This is a genomic window from Antiquaquibacter metalliresistens (assembly GCF_029211225.1).
Classification (GTDB): Bacteria; Actinomycetota; Actinomycetes; order Actinomycetales; family Microbacteriaceae; genus Rhodoglobus; species Rhodoglobus metalliresistens.
Genome location: NZ_JARGEM010000007.1, coordinates 45684 through 62930, shown reverse-complemented (window position 1 = coordinate 62930; position 17247 = coordinate 45684). Strand labels below are relative to the sequence as shown.

Here is a 17247-nt window from a genome sequence, read left to right as displayed (position 1 = left end):
GGACTCCTCATCAGTTCGAGCGGTACGTGTAGTCGTAGGTCTGGTTGCCGTTGGCGAGCACGCGGATCGTCAAGTATGCCCCGAGCAGCGTCAGACCGGAGACGTCGCAGTGCCCGGGCGCCGTCGTGTCGGCGGGCACGAAGCTCGCGCCACCGCCGCCAGGGCTCGTGCTGCAGCGGTACTGCACCGACTCGTAGGCGCCGCTGGGCCATCCGGTCCAGTCGAATGCGCCGCCGACGATGCCGTCGGGCGTCCAGCGGAGACCGTCGACGCGCGCATCGACCGGCACGCCCAGCGGAATGGAGACGGATGACGCCGGCTGGCACAGCGGGCCCGACCCGTAGTCGCGGCACGCGCGCACGCTCACCGCGGTGTCGAGCCCGTAGTGATCGAAACCGACACCGAGCAGGGGCTGGCCGAGCGCGATCGGCCCCTGCTCGCCGCCGCCGGTCGACAGGGTGTAGTAGAGCGTGTAATCGCTGCTCAGCGCCGCGCCGCCGAGCGTGCCGCCCGTGACCACGAAGTCCCAGCGGCCGTCGTTCTCCACCAGGCTCGTGGAGAGCGCCGTCACGACGGCGGGTGGGGTGCGTGCGACGACCACGGCGCTGGAGGTGCATCCCTGGGAGTTCGCGGCGAAGACCACGAAACGGTACTCGGTGCCGGCCTGCAGGCCGTTGAACTGGGTGCTCGTGGCGGTGCCGCCGGTGGCCGAGCAGGCCGGGGGCGAGCCCGCGAAGCTCACCGCGGAGTAGTTCGTGATGGGGCGGCCGTTGTCGGCGAACACGCCGGACCAGTCCAGCTGCACGGTCGTGTCGTTCAGCGCGGTCGCCAGGGGCGCCGGGCCGGCGATCGGCGGGCCCGCGGGGATGCCCGAGGCCGGCTCGCTCGTGTTCCAGGTCGAGAGCGCCGGGAACGCCGCGTTTCTCGCGCTGACGGTGAACGTCACCGCGACGCCGTTGGTGAGCGGGCCGACGCCGCGGGTGTCGAGCGAGCAGGTGCCGCCGCTGCAGACGCTCGCGTCGACATCCGTCGAGTACGCGCCGAAGGTGACGCGGTACCGGTCGACCGGGGTGCCGCCGACCGGATTCGCGACCGCGGCCCAGGTGAGCAGGAGCCCGCCGTCGAGCGGCGCGGCGCCCAGACCGCCGGGTGCGGCGGGGATGACATCCGACCAGACCGGCGTGGCGAGCACCACGGGGTCCGAGACCCCGATCGCGTTCGTCGCCGTCACGGTCACCGTGACCGCCTCGGCGGGACCGTTGCCCGGCGTGGCGATGGTGCACGTCGTGCCCGTGCAGGTGGTGCTGTCGAGTACGGTGCCGCTGCGGCTCGTCGTCACCGTGTAGCCCGTGATCGGCGAGTTGTTGGCCTGACCGGCATTCCAGCGCATGGTGATCGTGCGATCGCCGTAGCCGCTCGGGGCCAGGTTCTGCACCGGATCCGGCCGGTCCTGCACCGAGACCACGACGGTGCCCCAGACCGCGCGATCGGGGTCGCCCGTGGCATCCACCACCTGGTATTGCAGGTTCACGTCGCCGGGCGCCGCAGTGGGGCTGACCGTGACGGTGAGCCTGCGGTTGTCCGCGCTCGGCTCGATCGCGACACCCTCGGGCAGGTCGGCGCCGTCGAGCCCGCGAATGGCGAGCACCGTCAGCGGCTCGCCGGGGAACGGATTCGTCGCCTGGTCGTTGGCGAGCACATCGATCGTCGTCGTCTCGCCGCGCTTGGCGATCGCGCTGTCGGCGGCCGGCTGCACCCGCGGCTTCGTCGACGGCACGACGTGCAGTTCGATGCGCCCGGCCTTGCCCTCGGTGAGATCGTCGCGCACGCCGAGCGTGATCGTGGTCACCGACCCCTTCGCGGTGCCGGGATTGGCGCGCAACGAGAGCTCGGTGCCGTTGAGCGCGTAGGTGAACCCGGTGGGCGCCGGGGTCAGCACCGTGTACGCCAGCTCGTCCAGGTCGTCCGGGTAGGGATACGTCGTCAGACGCACCAGGTCGAGCACCTTCTCCTGACCCGGCTCGAACTCGATCACGCCGCCGCCGAACACCGGAGGCTGATTCTCGCGCGGCCGCACGGTGATCGGCAGCACCAGCACGGCGCGGCGACCGTCGGGATCGACCACCTCGAAGGAGATCGACGCCGGGCCGAAGTACTTGTCCGCCGAGGTGTAGACGAGGGTGTCGTCGTCGACGACGAGCTCGTCGCCGTTGGAGTGGGTGGCACGCACGGTGCTGGAATCCGTCAGCCGCACGTCGCCGCCGACCGCGATGACCTGCTCGTTGAGCTCGATGCGCAACTGGTCCTCGCTGTTGACACGCAGCGCCGGTGCCCGCCGATCCAGTTGCGGCAGCGCGTCATCCGTTCCGGGCACCCTGATGAACGCGTAGCCGAACACCTCCGGGTCGTCGGGGTGGGTGAGCTTGAACGGGATGATCTGACTGCGCGCGGTGATGGTGACATCGACGCGCTTGTCGGAGGTCACGGTGGCGTTCGCGTTGTACCCGGGATGGATCGAGAGCCCCAGATCGCGCGCATCCCCGTCGGCGAAGAACACGTTCGCGAGCACGTCGACCGTCACGACATCGCGATCGATGATGTCGGTGAGGGTGAGCACGGCGTCCTCGGCGACCGGGTAGGCGAGTTCGGCATCCGGGTCGACCGTGACCCGGATGAAGTTCTGGCTGGATCCGCCGGTCTCGTTCTCGATCTGATAGATCACGCCGTAATCACCGGGTGTGCTCGGCGGCGTGACCCGCACCACGTCGCCGACGATCTCCGCCGTGGTCTGCGCGTCGTTCGGCTCGGCCGACACGATGGTCAGCGGGCTGCCGTCGGGGTCGGAGTCGTTGGCGAGCACCTGCACCGAGACGGTCACTCCGGGCCGCACGGTGACCTCGTCGACGATGGCGACGGGGTTGCGCGCCCCCTCGAGCCGCGCGCTGATGCCCACCCGAATGGTGCCCTCGGCTCGCGCACCGAGTGCGTCGATGACCGAGTAGGTGAGGATGTCCGTGCCCGCCGAGTAGTCCCCGGCCCGGTAGACGACGGTGTCGCCGTCGACCTCGACGACGGAGCCCTTCTGCGGGTTCGTGGACTGTCCGAGCAACTGCACCGAGTCGCCGTCCGGATCGGTGCCCGACAGCGGGATCCTGATGCGCACGGACTCGCCGGCGAGCACGCGGGCGGTGACCGTCTCGGGCACGGGCGCGTTGTTGGTGGCGGCATCCGCCTCCCGCACGGCGATGCGCACGAGCGCGGTCGCCGACTGCCCGTCCGGGCCGCTCACCCGATACGCCGCCGTGAAATTGCCGGTCTTGTCGGGGGCCAGGTAACGCAGCAGATCGCCGGAGGCGAAGAGCAGCCCGGCGTCATCGGGCAGCTGCTGGTCGAGCTTCGGGCTGAGCGTGAGCTCGAGGCCGTCGGGATGCTCGTCGTTGCGCAGCACCGGGATGTCGATGGCGTCCCCGACCCGAACCGTGATGCTGTCGTCGTACGCGATCGGCGGCTGCACCCTGGCCGGTGCCGGGATCTCGATGACGGTGATGACGCCCTCGGACTCGGCGAGGCCGTTGGAGATGCGGTAGTTGAAGATCACGGGGCCGTCGTCGAGCGGCTTCTCGAGACTGACGCGAACGATGCGCTGGCCGAGCACCTCGGCACGGACACCGGAGGCCGGCGGCAGGTTCATCACGCCGGTCACGAGCAGCACGCCGCCCGCCGGGTCCACGTCGGTGGCGGCGACATCCACCCGTTCGTTGCGCAGCGTCTGCACGAAGACCGTCTTGGGCACCGTGATCGGCTTGGCGTTCGCGTCGGCCGGGGCCGTGACATCCACGCGAACGAGCCCGGTCACGGTGAGCGTGCCGTCGGTGACGACGTACTCCAGGTAGTGGCTTCGCACCAGGGTGCTGGTGAACCGGAACGTGCCGGTCTCGTAGCTCGGCACGATGGTCACGTCGGCCTTCGCGGGAACGCTGTTGAGCCGCACCGTGCCGGTGCCGCCGCGTACATGGAGCAGAGGCTCGATCGTCACCTCCTGCCCGGCGGGTGCGAGCACGACGAAGGGGTCAGCGACGATCGGCACCTCGCCGGCGGGCCGCACCGAGACGCTCACGCTGCCGGAGGACTCGGCCGAGCCGTCGGAGACGACGAGCGTGATCACCTTGAGATCGCCACCGGAGCCCGAATCGGAGTAGACGACGGATCCGGCGGGCTTGGAGGTGACCTGGTCCGGGGGCGCCACGAGCGCGCTCGTGAGGTAGAAGGCGTCGCCATCCGGGTCGACCCAGTCGCCGAGCACCTGTGTCGTCACCCTCCCGCCGTCGGCCACCGTGATCCTGGTGGATCGCACCTGCTGCGGAGGCGAGTTCTCGTCCGGCCCGCGCACCGTGACGACGACCTCCGCGCTCGCGCTGCCGCCTCGCCCGTCGCTGATCGTGTAGCCGAACCGAACCTGTCCACCGGCGCCGGGGGCGAGGGTCAGCTGCACCTGCTGTCGCTGGTTGATCAGATCGAGGCGGCCGACGGCCTCGTCGATCGGTGCGAGCTCTTCGATCACGAGCACGTCGCCGTTCGGATCGAAGTCGTTGAGCAGCACGGGCAGCACGGTGGCCCTGCCGGGGCGCGCCCCGAAGGCATCGTCGACCGCGATCGGTGGCTGCTGCACCCGCTCCACTTCCGGCGGGAGATCCTGATCGTTCTGCTGCTCCTGCGGTTGGTCGTCGTCGACGACGATCAGGTCGTCCCAGTTGTCGATGAGCTCGCCCTCGCGCTGCACCGCCCAGGTGCGCCCCGAGCGCGCGTCGTTGAGCACCGCGCGAGTGCCGTTCTTCGCGAACGCGAGCTGCGCGGTGCCGGGCATGCCCGTGAGATCGGTGGTGCGATCCTGCTCCTGCGTGTCGCAGTGCCGCCATTGTCGGCCGTCGGTCCACGCCGAGTACTCGCAGCCGCCCAGCGCGAGGGGGCGCGCCGGCGTGCCCGAGGTTCCGGCGACCAGCGGGGCGGCCTCGCCACCACCGGCGATCGGCACGCCGACCAGCCCACGGCCGTGCGCCACGAGCACCCGGTCGCCGTCGACACTGGGCAGCTGCAGCGCCGGTGCCGGCACCGCCTCGACGAGCCCGGCGAGATCCACGGTGCCGCTCTCGAGCCAGAGCCGGCGCGACTCGGCGTCGAGCACCGCCCAGCGCCCGGCCACCGATGTGATCGACAGCTCGCCGTCGGTCGGCACGTCCACGTTCTGCGACGACTCGACGGCATCCGAACGCGCCGTGTCCACCCGCAGCACCTGCCCGCTCGCCGGGGACACCGCGAAGAGCAGTCCGTCATCGGCCACGCTGAGCACCGCACCGGTGCCCAGACTCAGGGATGCCTCGGACTCGGCGTCGAACCCCGCCAGATCGTCGACGGGCACGATCCACACCTCGCCGGTGCCCGCCTCGTGCACGATGAGCCGGTCGCCGGCCAGGAACAGCTCGGGCCGGTTCGGCGGCAGCGCCACCGAGTCGACGACCTCGCTCGTGGCCGGGTCGACGATGTCGAGGGCGTTCTCGGTGCGATCGAACAGCAGCACGGTCTGCCCCTGCTGCAGCACCTCGAGATCGTTGCCGGTCGCCCGCACGACGGAGTTGAGCTCCAGCACCTCCGTGTTGGCTCGACCCAGGGCCTGCCGTTGACCGTTGGCCACCCACACGGAACCGTCGCCGAGGTCGAGCCGCTGCGCCGTGTACCCGGTCGAGACGATCGCGACCGTCGTGATCAGCGCGGCGATGAGCACTCCGCTCGTGATGCTCACGACGGCGGAGCGGTGCTTGCGAAGCCACACCCTCATCCGGGGATGTCCGCGCACTTCTCGCCGCTGACGGCGCCGATCTTGCCCTCGCGGTTGACGGCCACCGTGATGCACACGCGCTCACCGGGCTCCGAGTCCACCGTGAAGCTCGCCTCCCGCTGCTGCACGGGTGCCGACCCGTCGTCGGTGCTGATCTGGTAGCTGTCGCCGACCGCGAGCCCCGGATCGGACCAGGAGAAGGTCACCGTGTCGTCGGTCACGCGGGAGGCGATGTCGGAGACCGTCGGAATGCCGCCGGCGCCGGAGCGAACGAGCACGAGGGTGGTGACGGCCCCCAGCACGATGACGACCGCGGACGAGGCGAGCAGCACCCAACCCAACAGCCGCATCCGCTCGGTCTGCACGCCCGAGGTTCCGGTTGAGCTGCGGGGGTTCCGGCTCTCCCGCAGCACCGTGCCCACCCCGCTGTACTCGCCATCCGTGCCCCGTCGCCGGCGCCGGCGCTGCGAGACCGAGGCGCTGTTGCTCACCCCGCCACGGATGCGCGTGCGCTCCTCGAGGTCCGCGACCGTCGCGAGCGCCCAGTCGTCCATCGCGAGCTCGATCGGGGTCTGCGGCACGCCCAGTTCCGACTCCACAGCCTGCAGCTCGCGCACGAGCTCGAGCACGCTGCCCTGGCGCTGCTCCGGACGGCGCGACATCGCCCTCGCGAGCGCGCGCTCGAGGCTCGCGGGCACGTCGCCCCGGCCGATCGGCTGGGGCTTGGCTCGGTTGATGCGCGCGATCAGATCCGCGGACTTGTTCGACTCGCCCGGAACCTCGAACGGGGATCGCCCCGCGAGCAGGGAGTACACCGTCGCCGCGTAGGCCCACACCTCGCTCGCGATCGTGCCCGCCGTCTCATCCATGAGCACCTCGGGGGCCGACCACGGGATCGACATGCCCACCGCTCCCAGACTCTCCGACTCGCCGAGCGTCGAGGCGATGCCGAAATCGCTGAGCACGGGATGCCCGTAGGCCGTGAGCAGGATGTTGGAGGGCTTGATGTCGCGATGCAGCACCCCCTGGCGATGCGCCGTCTCGATCGCGCTGCCGATCTTGACCGCGATGCGCAGCACCTCGGGCACGGGAATGCGCTCGGCGCGGTAGCGGGTGCTCAGCGCCGACGAGCACAGCTCCATCACGAGATACGGCCGCCCATCGGACGACACGCTCGCCTGGTAGACCGTGAGGATCGAGGGATGCGAACTCAACTGCGCCATGAGGTTCGCCTCGGCCTGGAACATCTGGCGCACCTGGTCGTTGACGACCTCGCTCAGCATCACCTTGACCGCGACCTGCCGTCTTGGCATGTTCTGCTCATAGAGGAAGACGTCGGCGAAGCCGCCGGAGCCCAGAGCGCGCACGTGCGAGAATCCGGGGAGCGTCGGGGGTCGCGAGGGCAGACGACGCGCCACGAGAACCCCCTCACTCGGTCAGCGGATGCATCATTGTAGGCAGAGCCCAACGACGCCACCGGGTTTTGTGCCCCCAACGGGGGCCATGTTCTCGACGCCCCTTTCGCGGACGCCCGAGACGTGCTACCGGCGCGGCACCTTCGGCGCGGTGTCGTCCAGCGAAGCACCCTCGGGGGCGTCGACGACGTCGACGACGACGGTCGTGATGTTGTCCCGCCCGCCCGCGGCGAGCGCGGCATCCACCAGGGCCGCGGCGGTCTCCGCCGGGGTGAGTCCGGCGGCCATGTGCAGCCGGATCCGCTCGTCCGACAGCTCTTTGGTCAGGCCGTCGGAGCACAGCAGCAGGCGCATGCCGGGGTGCAGCGCCAGCATCCAGAAGTCCGGCTGCGGTCGCGCATTGAAGCCGACCGCGCGCGTGATGATGTTCGAGTCGGGATGCTGCTCCGCCTGGTCGCGCGTGATCGCCCCGGCCTCGACCATCTCCTGCACGACCGAGTGGTCGACGGTCACCTGCGTGAGCTCGTTGCGCTCGAACGCGTAGACGCGACTGTCGCCGATGTTGAAGACGGCGAAGTACGGCTCGTCGTTCTCGAGCGTCAGCGCCGCGCCGGTGACGGTGGTGCCGACGCCGAGTTCACTGTCGCCGGCGATCTCCGTGATGTCGGCGGTCGCTCGCTCCAGCGCGCGCTCGATCGCCCGCGGTGCGAGGAAGTCGGAGGCGATCGCCTCGGCGAGCCGCTCGACCACCGCGGCGCTGGCCAGATCGCCGGCGCTGTGCCCGCCCATCCCGTCGGCGACGGCGAAGAGCGGGGAGACCGCGACGACGCTGTCCTCGTTGGCGGCGCGGCGACGGCCCCGATCGGTCGCGGCGCCCCACGCGAGGGTGATGGTCTCCGCGCGACCGGGAATCTGGATCGTGCGACCCGCGCTGTTGGCACCGATCTCGGTCACTGCTGCCTCTCTGTGCGCTGCGTGCCTGTGCGTTGCATGGGCAGTATCTGAACGACGTTGTCGTCACCAATATCCACCAGGGTGCCCGGCTGCACCACGATCGACTCACCCTGACGCAGTTTCCGGGGCACGCTGCCGGGCAGCATCACGATCGAGCCGTTCGTCGAGCGCAGGTCGGTGACCACGACGGTACCACCGAGCTGACGCACCTCGAGGTGCGTGGCGGAGACCTCCCTGCGTGGGGATGCCACGCGCACGAGCCGGGGCACCTCGTCGTGCGGGATCCTCGGGACGCTCGGGCGACGGCCGATGTAGCTCGGGCGGTCGAGGTCGATCGGCTCGGACTCGCCGATGCGGAAGGCATAGGTGGCACGTTCGGCGCGGGACGACCCGAGCTCCCGGGGTGCCGCGACCGCGGGCGCGGGAGTGCGCTCGGCCACGACGATCGTGTCGTCGAGATCGGGGTCGGCCGGGGCGGGAGCCGGGCGCGCCGGGGCGATCACCGTGTCATCCAGGTCGTCGCCCACGCACCAAGCCTAGGCGTCGTCGGCGACGTGCTACGCTGTCGACATTTCGAGATATATCGCGAACCGGAGATCGTGCCATGACCACCCCCGCCCCCGAGTCCATCGAGCCCGAGGCCACTGACCCCGAGGCCACTGACCCCGAGGCGCCCGCCCCCGCACGACCGCACTGGAAGCGCGACGTCGTCGTCTTCCTCTCCGGGCAGACCGTGTCGCTGTTCGGATCGATGCTCGTGCAGTACGCGATCATGTGGCACCTCACGCTCACCACGAAGTCCGGCGTCGTGCTGGCGCTCGCCGCCGTGTTCGGATTCCTGCCGCAGGCGATCGTCTCGATCTTCGGCGGGGTCTGGGCCGACCGCGTCAACCGCAAGATGCTCATCATCATCGCGGATGCCACCATCGCCGCCAGCACCCTCGTGCTCGCCTTGCTCATGCTCTCCGGCGTCGACGCGCTCTGGCTCATCTTCCTGACGCTCGCGATCCGGTCGACGGGAGCGGGCATCCAGATGCCCGCCGTCTCCGCGCTGATCCCGCAGATCACGCCGACCGAGCACCTCATGCGCGTCAACGGCGTCCTCGGCTCCATCCAGTCGGCCATGGCGCTCATCGCCCCGGCCGTGGCGGGCATCCTGTACGCGAGCCTCTCGATCGTCTCGATCTTCTTCGTGGATGTCGTCACCGCCGTCATCGGCATCGGGCTCATCGCGACCCTGGCCATCCCCACCATCGTCCGCGCCGAGAAGACCGGCTACTTCACGGACCTCGTCGAGGGGGTGCGCTACGTGGCGCACCACGCCTTCGTGCGCTGGCTGCTCGTGCTGTTCGGCATCGTGTTCCTGCTCGCCGTCGCGCCCTCCTACCTCACGCCGCTCATGGTGGCGCGCTCGTTCGGCGACGAGGTGTGGAAGCTCACGGTGCTCGAGCTCTCCTTCAGCGTCGGCATGGTGATCGGGGGCGTCGTGATCGCCGTCTGGGGCGGCACCAAGAACCGCGTCGCGATGATCGTGATCGCGTCGGCGCTGTTCGGCGTGCTCTCCATCGCGATGGGCTTCACGACGAACCTCATCGTGTTCTTCGTCCTCATGGGCGTCGTGGGTCTGGCGGTGCCGTTCTTCTCGACCCCGTCGATGACCCTGCTGCAAGAGACCGTCGAGCCAGAGCGTCAGGGGCGCGTCTTCGGCTTCCTCGGCATCGTGATGGCCGTCGCGATGCCGATCGGCATGGTGGCCTTCGGACCGCTCGCCGACGTCGTCAGCGTCGAATCCCTGCTCGTGATCGCGGGGGTGATCATGTTCGTCGTGATCGCCGTCGCCGTGCTCGTGCCCTCCGGTCGACGCGCGATCCGTGCGGCGAGCGCGGCGTCCGGTACTGCGAAGGACGCCGAGGCGCCCGCCGCCGAGTGAGAGCGGTGGGGCATCCGTTGCTCGCCGCGGTCGCGAACCGGGCGTTGCGGCGGGGGCAAACCTCGAGTGGCGGGAGGTACAACCCCCGCCACTCGTGAGCGACTCCCGCCGAACCGGTGCGAACTCCCGCCGCCGAGGAGACAACGCCCTCCGGAAACGACCGGATGCCTCAGCCGATGAAGCTCATGACGTGCTTGATGCGCGTGTAGTCCTCGAAGCCGTAGGTCGAGAGGTCCTTGCCGTAGCCGGAGTGCTTGAAGCCGCCGTGCGGCATCTCGGCGACGAGCGGGATGTGGGTGTTGATCCACACGCAGCCGAAATCGAGGTGCTTGGCGAAGCGCATCGCACGGGAGTGGTCCTTCGTCCAGACGCTCGAGGAGAGTCCGTACTGCACCCCGTTGGCCCACTCGAGCGCCTGCTTCTCGTCGGTGAACGACTGCACCGTGATCACGGGGCCGAAGATCTCGTTCTGGATCGCGTCATCCGTCTGCTTGAGTCCAGTGACGATCGTGGCCTCGTAGAAGTAGCCCTTGTCGCCCTGCCGATGGCCGCCGAGGGCGATCTGCGCGTTCGAGGGCAGCGCATCGATGATGCCCGAGACGCGCTCGAGCTGACTGGCGTTGTTGACGGGGCCGAAGAGGATGTCGTCCCGATCCGGCGCACCGGTCTTCGCGTTCTCCTTGGCCCAGGCCACCATCGCGGCGACGAACTCGTCGTGCACGTTCTTGTGCACGAGCACGCGCGTCGCCGCGGTGCAGTCCTGCCCGGCATTGAAGTACCCGGCGATGCCGATGCCCTCGACAGCGGAGGCGATGTCGGCATCGTCGAAGACGATCACCGGCGCCTTGCCGCCGAGCTCGAGGTGCACGCGCTTGAGGTCGGATGCCGCGGCCTTCGCCACCTCCATGCCGGCGCGCACCGAGCCGGTGATCGACACCATCTGCGGCGTCTTGTGGTCGATCATGAGCCCGCCGGTCGTGCGGTCGCCCGTGATGACGTTGAGCACGCCCGGGGGCAGGAACTCGGCGGCGACCTCGGCGAGCAGCAGTGTGGACGACGGTGTCGTGTCGCTGGGCTTGAGCACGGTCGTGTTGCCCGCCGCGATCGCGGGCGCGAACTTCCAGACCGCCATGTTCAGCGGGTAGTTCCAGGGCGTCACCTGGCCGATCACGCCGATCGGTTCGCGGCGGATCGACGAGGTGTGATCCTTCATGTACTCGGCCGTGGCCATGCCGCTCAAGTGGCGGGCCTCACCCGCGAAGAAGCGGATCTGGTCGACCGAGAGCATGATCTCGTCGTCGACGAGGGATGCCCGCGGCTTGCCGGTGTCCTTCGACTCCAGGTCCGCGAACTCCTCCGCGCGGGCCTCCATGGCATCCGCGATGCGGAACAGGGCGAGCTGCCGCTCGGACGGGGTCGTTTCGCCCCAGGTCTCGAAGGCGTCCGCGGCGGCCTTGAACGCGGCATCCACGTCGGCCTTGCCGGAGACGGGCGACGAGGCGTATCCCTGCTCGGTCGCGGGGTCGATGACCTCGAAGCTCGCATCGGCCTTCGCCGAGACGTACTCGCCATTGATGAAGTTGCGCAGTTCAGCCATGAAGCCAATCTAGCGAGGGTGGCCCGGTTGTGCCACCGATTCCGTCACGAATCGCGGTCGCATGATGCGGATTCGCTTGTGAGTGATCATGCACACTGACAGAATCGATGCATGAGTGCCTCCCCGCGCCCCGTCGGCGCCAAACCGGTGCAGCTGGACGAGGTCTCCAAGAAGATCATCGAGCAGCTCCAGCGGGACGGTCGCCGGTCGTACGCGGAGATCGGCAAGGCGGTGGGGCTCAGCGAGGCCGCCGTGCGCCAGCGCGTGCAGAAGCTCACCGACTCCGGCGTGATGCAGGTGGTGGCGGTGACCGATCCGATGCAACTGGGCTTCTACCGCCAGGCGATGATCGGCATCCGGGTCGCCGGCGACACCACGACGGTGGCCGACCGGTTGAGCGCGCTGCCGGAGATCGACTATGTCGTGCTCACCGCGGGCAGTTTCGACATCCTCGCGGAGGTCGTGTGCGAGAACGACGAGGACCTCATCGAGTTGCTCAACAAGCAGATCCGCGGGATCGACGGGGTGCAGTCCACCGAGACCTTCGTCTATCTGCGACTGCACAAGCAGTTCTACAACTGGGGAACCAGGTAAGGAAGATCATGACGTTCGACGAAGCCGATCTGCAGCAGAAGGCGAAAGACCACCTGTGGATGCACTTCTCCCGGCAGTCCGTGCTCGAGGAGCACGGCGCCCCCATCATCGTGAAGGGTGATGGTCACCACATCTGGGACTCGAAGGGACGCAAGTACTTCGATGGCCTCTCCGGCCTCTTCGTGGTCAACGCCGGCCACGGCCGCAAGCGACTCGCGGAGGTCGCGGCGAAGCAGGCCGAGGAGCTCGCGTTCTTCCCGATCTGGTCGTACGCGCATCCGGCCGCCATCGAACTCGCCGACCGGCTCGCCGACTACGCGCCCGGCGACCTCAACCGGGTGTTCTTCTCCACGGGCGGCGGCGAGGCGGTGGAGACCGCGTTCAAGCTCGCGAAGTACTACTGGAAGCTGCAGGGCCGGCCCACCAAGCACAAGGTGATCTCGCGGGCGGTGGCCTATCACGGCACGCCGCAGGGCGCGCTCGCGATCACTGGCATCCCCGCCATGAAGGAGATGTTCGAGCCGGTGACCCCCGGCGGCTTCCGGGTGCCGAACACGAACTTCTACCGCGCGCACGAGATGGGCGCGCCGACCGGCGACCTGGAGGCCTTCGGCCTGTGGGCCGCCAACCGCATCGAGGAGATGATCCTGTTCGAGGGACCGGAGACGGTCGCCGCGGTCTTCCTCGAGCCGGTGCAGAACTCGGGTGGATGCTTCCCGCCCCCGCCCGGCTACTTCCAGCGCGTGCGCGAGATCTGCGACCAGTACGACGTGCTGCTCGTGGCCGACGAGGTCATCACCGCGTTCGGACGCATCGGCAACATGTTCGCCTCGACGACCTACGGCTTCCAGCCCGACATGATCACGTGCGCGAAGGGCATGACCAGCGGCTACTCCCCCATCGGGGCGACGATCGTCAGCGACCGCATCTACGAGCCCTTCCGGCACGGCACCACGGCGTTCTATCACGGGTACACCTTCGGCGGGCACCCGGTCTCCTCCGCGGTCGCCCTCGCGAACCTCGACATCTTCGAGGAGGAGAAGCTCAACGCGAACGTGCGCGAGAACTCGCCCGTGTTCCGGCAGACGCTCGAGAAGCTCAAGGATCTGCCGATCGTCGGCGACGTGCGCGGCGACGGCTACTTCTTCGGCATCGAGCTCGTCAAGGACAAGACCACGCGCGAGACCTTCGACGACGACGAGTCGGAGCGGCTGCTGCGCGGGTTCCTGTCGAAGGCGCTGTTCGAGGCGGGCCTGTACTGCCGCGCGGACGACCGCGGCGACCCTGTCATCCAGCTCGCGCCGCCGCTGACCATCGGCCCGAAGGAGTTCGACGAGATCGAGTCGATCCTGCGCGGAGTGCTGACCGAGGCATGGTCGAGGCTCTGACGGAGCGCGACTACCGCGGGCTCTCCTTCTGGCACGACACGGTACCGGACGATCTGAGCCCGCGCCCCGCGCTGCCCAGCGAGACGGATGCCGACGTCGCGATCATCGGCGGCGGCCTCACCGGGCTGTGGACCGCGTGGTACCTCCTGGAGCGCGACCCGACGCTGCGCGTCGTGGTGCTGGAGAAGGAGATCGCCGGGTTCGGTGCATCCGGGCGCAACGGCGGTTGGGTGAGCGCGCTGTTTCCGAGGTCGACGGCGTCGCTGGCCCGCGAGCACGGCCGGGATGCGGCGCTCGCCATGCGGCGGGCGATGATCGAGACCGTCGACGAGGTGGGGCGAGCCGCGGCATCCGCCGGACTCGACATCGATTACGCCAAGGGCGGCACACTCGCCTTCGCGCGCTCCCCCGTGCAGCTCGCGGCCGCCCGCGCCGAGGTCGCCGAGGCGGCCGGGTTCGGGGTCGATCCGCTCGAATTGCTCGGGCCGCAGTCGGCGGCCGGGTCGCTCGCGGCGACGTTCGATCCGAACTGCGCGCGCATCCATCCCGCCAAGCTCGTGCGCGGACTCGCGCGAGCGCTCGAGCGGCGCGGGGTGCGCATCTTCGAACGCACCGAGGTGCTCGACTACGCACCGCACTCGGTCGTCACCGCCGCCGGCACGGTGCGCTGCGACCGCCTGGTGGTCGCCACCGAGGGCTACGGTGCGACGCTGCCGCCGACCCGCCGGCGCGTGCTGCCGTTGTACTCGCTCATGATCGCGACCGCACCCCTGCCCGAGCACGTCTGGCAGGCGATCGGCATCGAGCACGGTCAGACCTTCACCGATCACCGTCATCTCATCGTCTACGGTCAGCGCACCGCCGACGATCGCTTGGCCTTCGGCGGCCGCGGGGCACGCTATCACTGGGGCAGCGCGATCCGGCCCGAGTACGACCGGGTGCCCGGGGTGTTCGAGCACCTCAGGCGCACCCTGACCGAGATGTTCCCCGTGATCGGAGACGTCGAGATCACCCATCGCTGGGGCGGGCCGCTCGGCGTTCCGCGTGACTGGCACGCCTCGGTCGGCTACGACCGCGGCACGGGCATCGCCGCCGCGGGCGGGTACGTCGGCGACGGCTTGAGCACCACCAACCTCGCCGGCCGCACGCTGGGCGATCTGCTGACCGACACCGACTCCGAGCTCGTGCGTCTGCCTTGGGTGGGACACCGCTCGCCCTCCTGGGAATCGGAACCGCTGCGCTTTCTGGGCGCCAACGCCGGACTGCTCGCGATGACGGTCGCCGACGCGGAGGAACGGATGACGCGGCGCCCCTCGCTCGCCGCAAGACTCATGGGCCGCTTGACCGGACACTGACGCCGAGTGTTACGCGCAGGTAAACAATGTTGACCTGTCCACGAAATGCGGAATGCCTCGGCGCGCGCGATCATTGTTGTTGTCATGACAACTACAACGGCAACCCATCCCGACTACGTCACCGGCACCTGGAAGCTCGACCTCTCGCACTCCGAGGTCTCGTTCACGGTCAAGCACCTGATGATCACGAAGGTGCGTGGCACGTTCGAGGACTTCGACGTCACGATCGTGACCGCCGACAAGCCCGAGGACTCGAGCATCGAGGCGACCATCGACGTGGCATCGGTGAACACCGGGGTCGAGGCCCGCGACAACCACCTTCGCTCGAGCGACTTCTTCCTGGCCGAGGAGCACCCGGCCATGACCTTCGTGTCCACCTCGATCGAGGGCGACCCGGAGTCCGGCGAGTTCACGGTGAAGGGCGACCTCACCCTGCGCGGCGTGACGAAGCCGATCGTGCTGAAGGGCGAGTTCGGCGGCGTGATTCAGGACGCCTACGGCAATACCCGTGCTGGGGCATCCGCCAGCACGAAGATCAACCGCCAGGACTTCGGGGTGAGCTGGAACGCCGCGCTCGAGGCCGGCGGTGTCACGCTCGGTGACGACGTGACGGTGAACCTCGACCTGCAGGTCGTGCTGCAGAAGTAGCACCGCGGGCGCCTCGATGATCGCGCGACGGGCATCGAGGCGCCTGTCGACCGGCCGCGGTCGACGTGGGTGCTCACAGGGCATTCACGTCGACCGCGACGTACTTGGTCTCGACGTACTCGTCGATGCCCTCGGCGCCGCCCTCCCTGCCGTACCCGCTCATCTTGACGCCGCCGAACGGCGCCGCGACGTTTGAGAGCACGCCTCGGTTGAGCCCGATCATCCCGGCCTCCAGGCGTTCCGCCATGCGCAAAGCCCGGTTCAGGTCGGTCGTGAAGACGTAGGAGGCGAGGCCGTAGTCGGAGGCATTCACCCAGCCGAGTACCTGCTCCTCGGTCTCGAAACCGACGACCGGTGCCACCGGGCCGAAGATCTCCTCGGTGACCAGTCGGGAGTCGGCGGGCACCCGATCGACGATCATCGGCGGCGAGTAGTAGCCGGCATTCTGCGGAACCTCACCGGAGTACGCGACCACGGCTCCATTGCTCGTCGCTGCGGCTACCAGATCGGCGACCTTCTCCACGGCGTTCCGGTCGATCAGGGGGCCCAGCGTCGTGCCTTCGTCGGTGCCGCGCCCCACACGGATCTGCGCGAACCGTGCGCTCAACTTGGTGACGAAGGTCTCCCGCACCGAATCGTGCACGTAGAAGCGGTTGGCGGCCGTGCAGGCCTCGCCGTTGTTGCGGAGCTTCGCGCGCATCGCCTCGTCCACGGCGCGGTCGAGGTCTGCGTCCTCGAAGACGACGAACGGACCATTGCCGCCGAGCTCCATCGACAGACGCAGCATGCGGTCCGCGGACTGGCGCACAAGTGCCTGCCCGACCTCGGTGGAACCGGTGAACGAGAGCTTGCGCAACCGCGGGTCCCTCATGAGCAGGGCGACGATCCCGCTCGAATCGGTCGTCGGCAGCACAGAGAGCACCCCCTTCGGCAGCCCGGCCTCCATCAGGATGCCGGCGAGCGCGAGCATCGACAGCGGCGTCTGTTTCGCGGGCTTCACGATCGCGGTGCACCCCGCGGCGAGCGCGGGTCCGAGCTTGCGGGTGCCCATCGCGAGCGGGAAGTTCCACGGCGTCACGAGCAGGCACGGGCCTACCGGTTGCCGCATGGTCCAGATGCGGGATGCCCCGTCCGGCGCGATTGACCAGGTGCCGGTCATCCGTACCGCCTCCTCGGCGAACCACCGGAAGAAGTCGGCGGCGTACGCCACCTCGGCACGCGACTCCGAGAGCGGCTTGCCCATCTCGAGGGTCATCAGCAGGGCGAGCGGTTCGATGCGCTCCGTCATGAGTTCGTAGGCTCTGCGCAGGATCTCGCCTCGCACACGAGGTGCGGTCGCCGCCCATTGGGCCTGGTGCTCGGCGGCGATGCTCATCGCTGCGAGCGCGTCGTCGTGTGTTGCATCCGCGACGAGTGCGATCGGCTCGGCCGACGAGGGATCGAGCACTTCGAACTCGGCGCCCGCGGACGCGGCGGTCCAGACACCACCGAGCATCAGGCCGCGAGGCACGGCGGCGAGCACGGACTGCTCGG

At 69.2% G+C, this 17247-nt stretch carries 11 protein-coding genes; 5 read left to right on the top strand and 6 right to left on the bottom strand.

Annotated elements, in window-relative coordinates; all coding sequences use genetic code 11:
• Positions 1-10: 10 nt before the first annotated feature.
• The 4 genes from PYV02_RS13135 to PYV02_RS13120 form a co-directional block, all read right to left on the bottom strand.
• Complete coding sequence (locus tag PYV02_RS13135; RefSeq protein WP_275759505.1) at positions 11-5833, bottom strand: Ig-like domain-containing protein; 5823 nt, start codon at positions 5831-5833, stop codon at positions 11-13.
• Positions 5830-7251, bottom strand: coding sequence for a serine/threonine-protein kinase (locus tag PYV02_RS13130; protein WP_275759504.1), 1422 nt, complete (start codon positions 7249-7251; stop codon positions 5830-5832). The genes PYV02_RS13135 and PYV02_RS13130 overlap by 4 nt, the downstream gene beginning before the upstream one ends.
• Before the next feature lie 123 nt (positions 7252-7374).
• Positions 7375-8202, bottom strand: a complete 828-nt coding sequence (locus tag PYV02_RS13125) for a PP2C family protein-serine/threonine phosphatase (RefSeq protein WP_275759503.1) — start codon at positions 8200-8202, stop codon at positions 7375-7377.
• Positions 8199-8729: an FHA domain-containing protein gene (locus tag PYV02_RS13120; RefSeq protein ID WP_275759502.1), complete on the bottom strand. Its 531-nt coding sequence runs from the start codon at positions 8727-8729 to the stop codon at positions 8199-8201. Before PYV02_RS13120 ends, PYV02_RS13125 begins: the two co-directional genes overlap by 4 nt.
• A gap of 77 nt (positions 8730-8806) precedes the next feature.
• Between PYV02_RS13120 and PYV02_RS13115 the strand changes: the two genes are divergently transcribed.
• A complete protein-coding gene (locus tag PYV02_RS13115; RefSeq protein ID WP_275759501.1) occupies positions 8807-10132 on the top strand; it encodes an MFS transporter in 1326 nt (441 codons plus the stop codon).
• A gap of 169 nt (positions 10133-10301) precedes the next feature.
• On the opposite strand, the gene PYV02_RS13110 is transcribed toward PYV02_RS13115, so the two are convergent.
• Positions 10302-11729, bottom strand: coding sequence for a gamma-aminobutyraldehyde dehydrogenase (locus tag PYV02_RS13110; protein ID WP_275759500.1), 1428 nt, complete (start codon positions 11727-11729; stop codon positions 10302-10304).
• Between the two features lie 111 nt (positions 11730-11840).
• Here PYV02_RS13110 and PYV02_RS13105 point away from each other — a divergent pair, with 111 nt between their 5' ends.
• From PYV02_RS13105 to PYV02_RS13090, 4 genes are all read left to right on the top strand, one after another.
• Entirely contained in the window at positions 11841-12323 is a 483-nt protein-coding gene (locus PYV02_RS13105) for an Lrp/AsnC family transcriptional regulator (protein WP_275759499.1), read from the top strand.
• An 8-nt stretch (positions 12324-12331) separates the two neighbouring features.
• Positions 12332-13711, top strand: coding sequence for an aspartate aminotransferase family protein (locus PYV02_RS13100; protein ID WP_275759498.1), 1380 nt, complete (start codon positions 12332-12334; stop codon positions 13709-13711).
• Positions 13696-15066 carry an NAD(P)/FAD-dependent oxidoreductase gene (locus tag PYV02_RS13095; RefSeq protein ID WP_275759497.1) on the top strand — a complete coding sequence of 457 codons (1371 nt, stop codon included), beginning with the start codon at positions 13696-13698 and terminating at the stop codon, positions 15064-15066. Before PYV02_RS13100 ends, PYV02_RS13095 begins: the two co-directional genes overlap by 16 nt.
• An 84-nt stretch (positions 15067-15150) precedes the next feature.
• The gene (locus PYV02_RS13090; RefSeq protein WP_275759496.1) at positions 15151-15714 is read left to right on the top strand and encodes a YceI family protein; all 564 of its coding nucleotides are present in this window, start codon (positions 15151-15153) and stop codon (positions 15712-15714) included.
• Between the two features lie 73 nt (positions 15715-15787).
• Here the strand turns inward: PYV02_RS13090 and PYV02_RS13085 are convergent, their stop codons facing one another.
• Positions 15788-17209 carry an NAD-dependent succinate-semialdehyde dehydrogenase gene (locus PYV02_RS13085; protein ID WP_275759587.1) on the bottom strand — a complete coding sequence of 474 codons (1422 nt, stop codon included), beginning with the start codon at positions 17207-17209 and terminating at the stop codon, positions 15788-15790.
• Between the last annotated feature and the right edge of the window lie 38 nt (positions 17210-17247).

Bases quoted from the DNA above. Each gene is read 5' to 3' on its own strand.
- PYV02_RS13110 (WP_275759500.1), bottom strand. From the start codon at position 11,729: ATGGCTGAACTGCGCAACTTCATCAATGGCGAGTACGTCTCGGCGAAG.
- PYV02_RS13105 (WP_275759499.1), top strand. From the start codon at position 11,841: ATGAGTGCCTCCCCGCGCCCCGTCGGCGCCAAACCGGTGCAGCTGGAC.
- PYV02_RS13085 (WP_275759587.1), bottom strand. From the start codon at position 17,209: ATGCTCGGTGGTGTCTGGACCGCCGCGTCCGCGGGCGCCGAGTTCGAA.
- PYV02_RS13100 (WP_275759498.1), top strand. From the start codon at position 12,332: ATGACGTTCGACGAAGCCGATCTGCAGCAGAAGGCGAAAGACCACCTG.
- PYV02_RS13095 (WP_275759497.1), top strand. From the start codon at position 13,696: ATGGTCGAGGCTCTGACGGAGCGCGACTACCGCGGGCTCTCCTTCTGG.
- PYV02_RS13115 (WP_275759501.1), top strand. From the start codon at position 8,807: ATGACCACCCCCGCCCCCGAGTCCATCGAGCCCGAGGCCACTGACCCC.
- PYV02_RS13090 (WP_275759496.1), top strand. From the start codon at position 15,151: ATGACAACTACAACGGCAACCCATCCCGACTACGTCACCGGCACCTGG.
- PYV02_RS13135 (WP_275759505.1), bottom strand. From the start codon at position 5,833: ATGAGGGTGTGGCTTCGCAAGCACCGCTCCGCCGTCGTGAGCATCACG.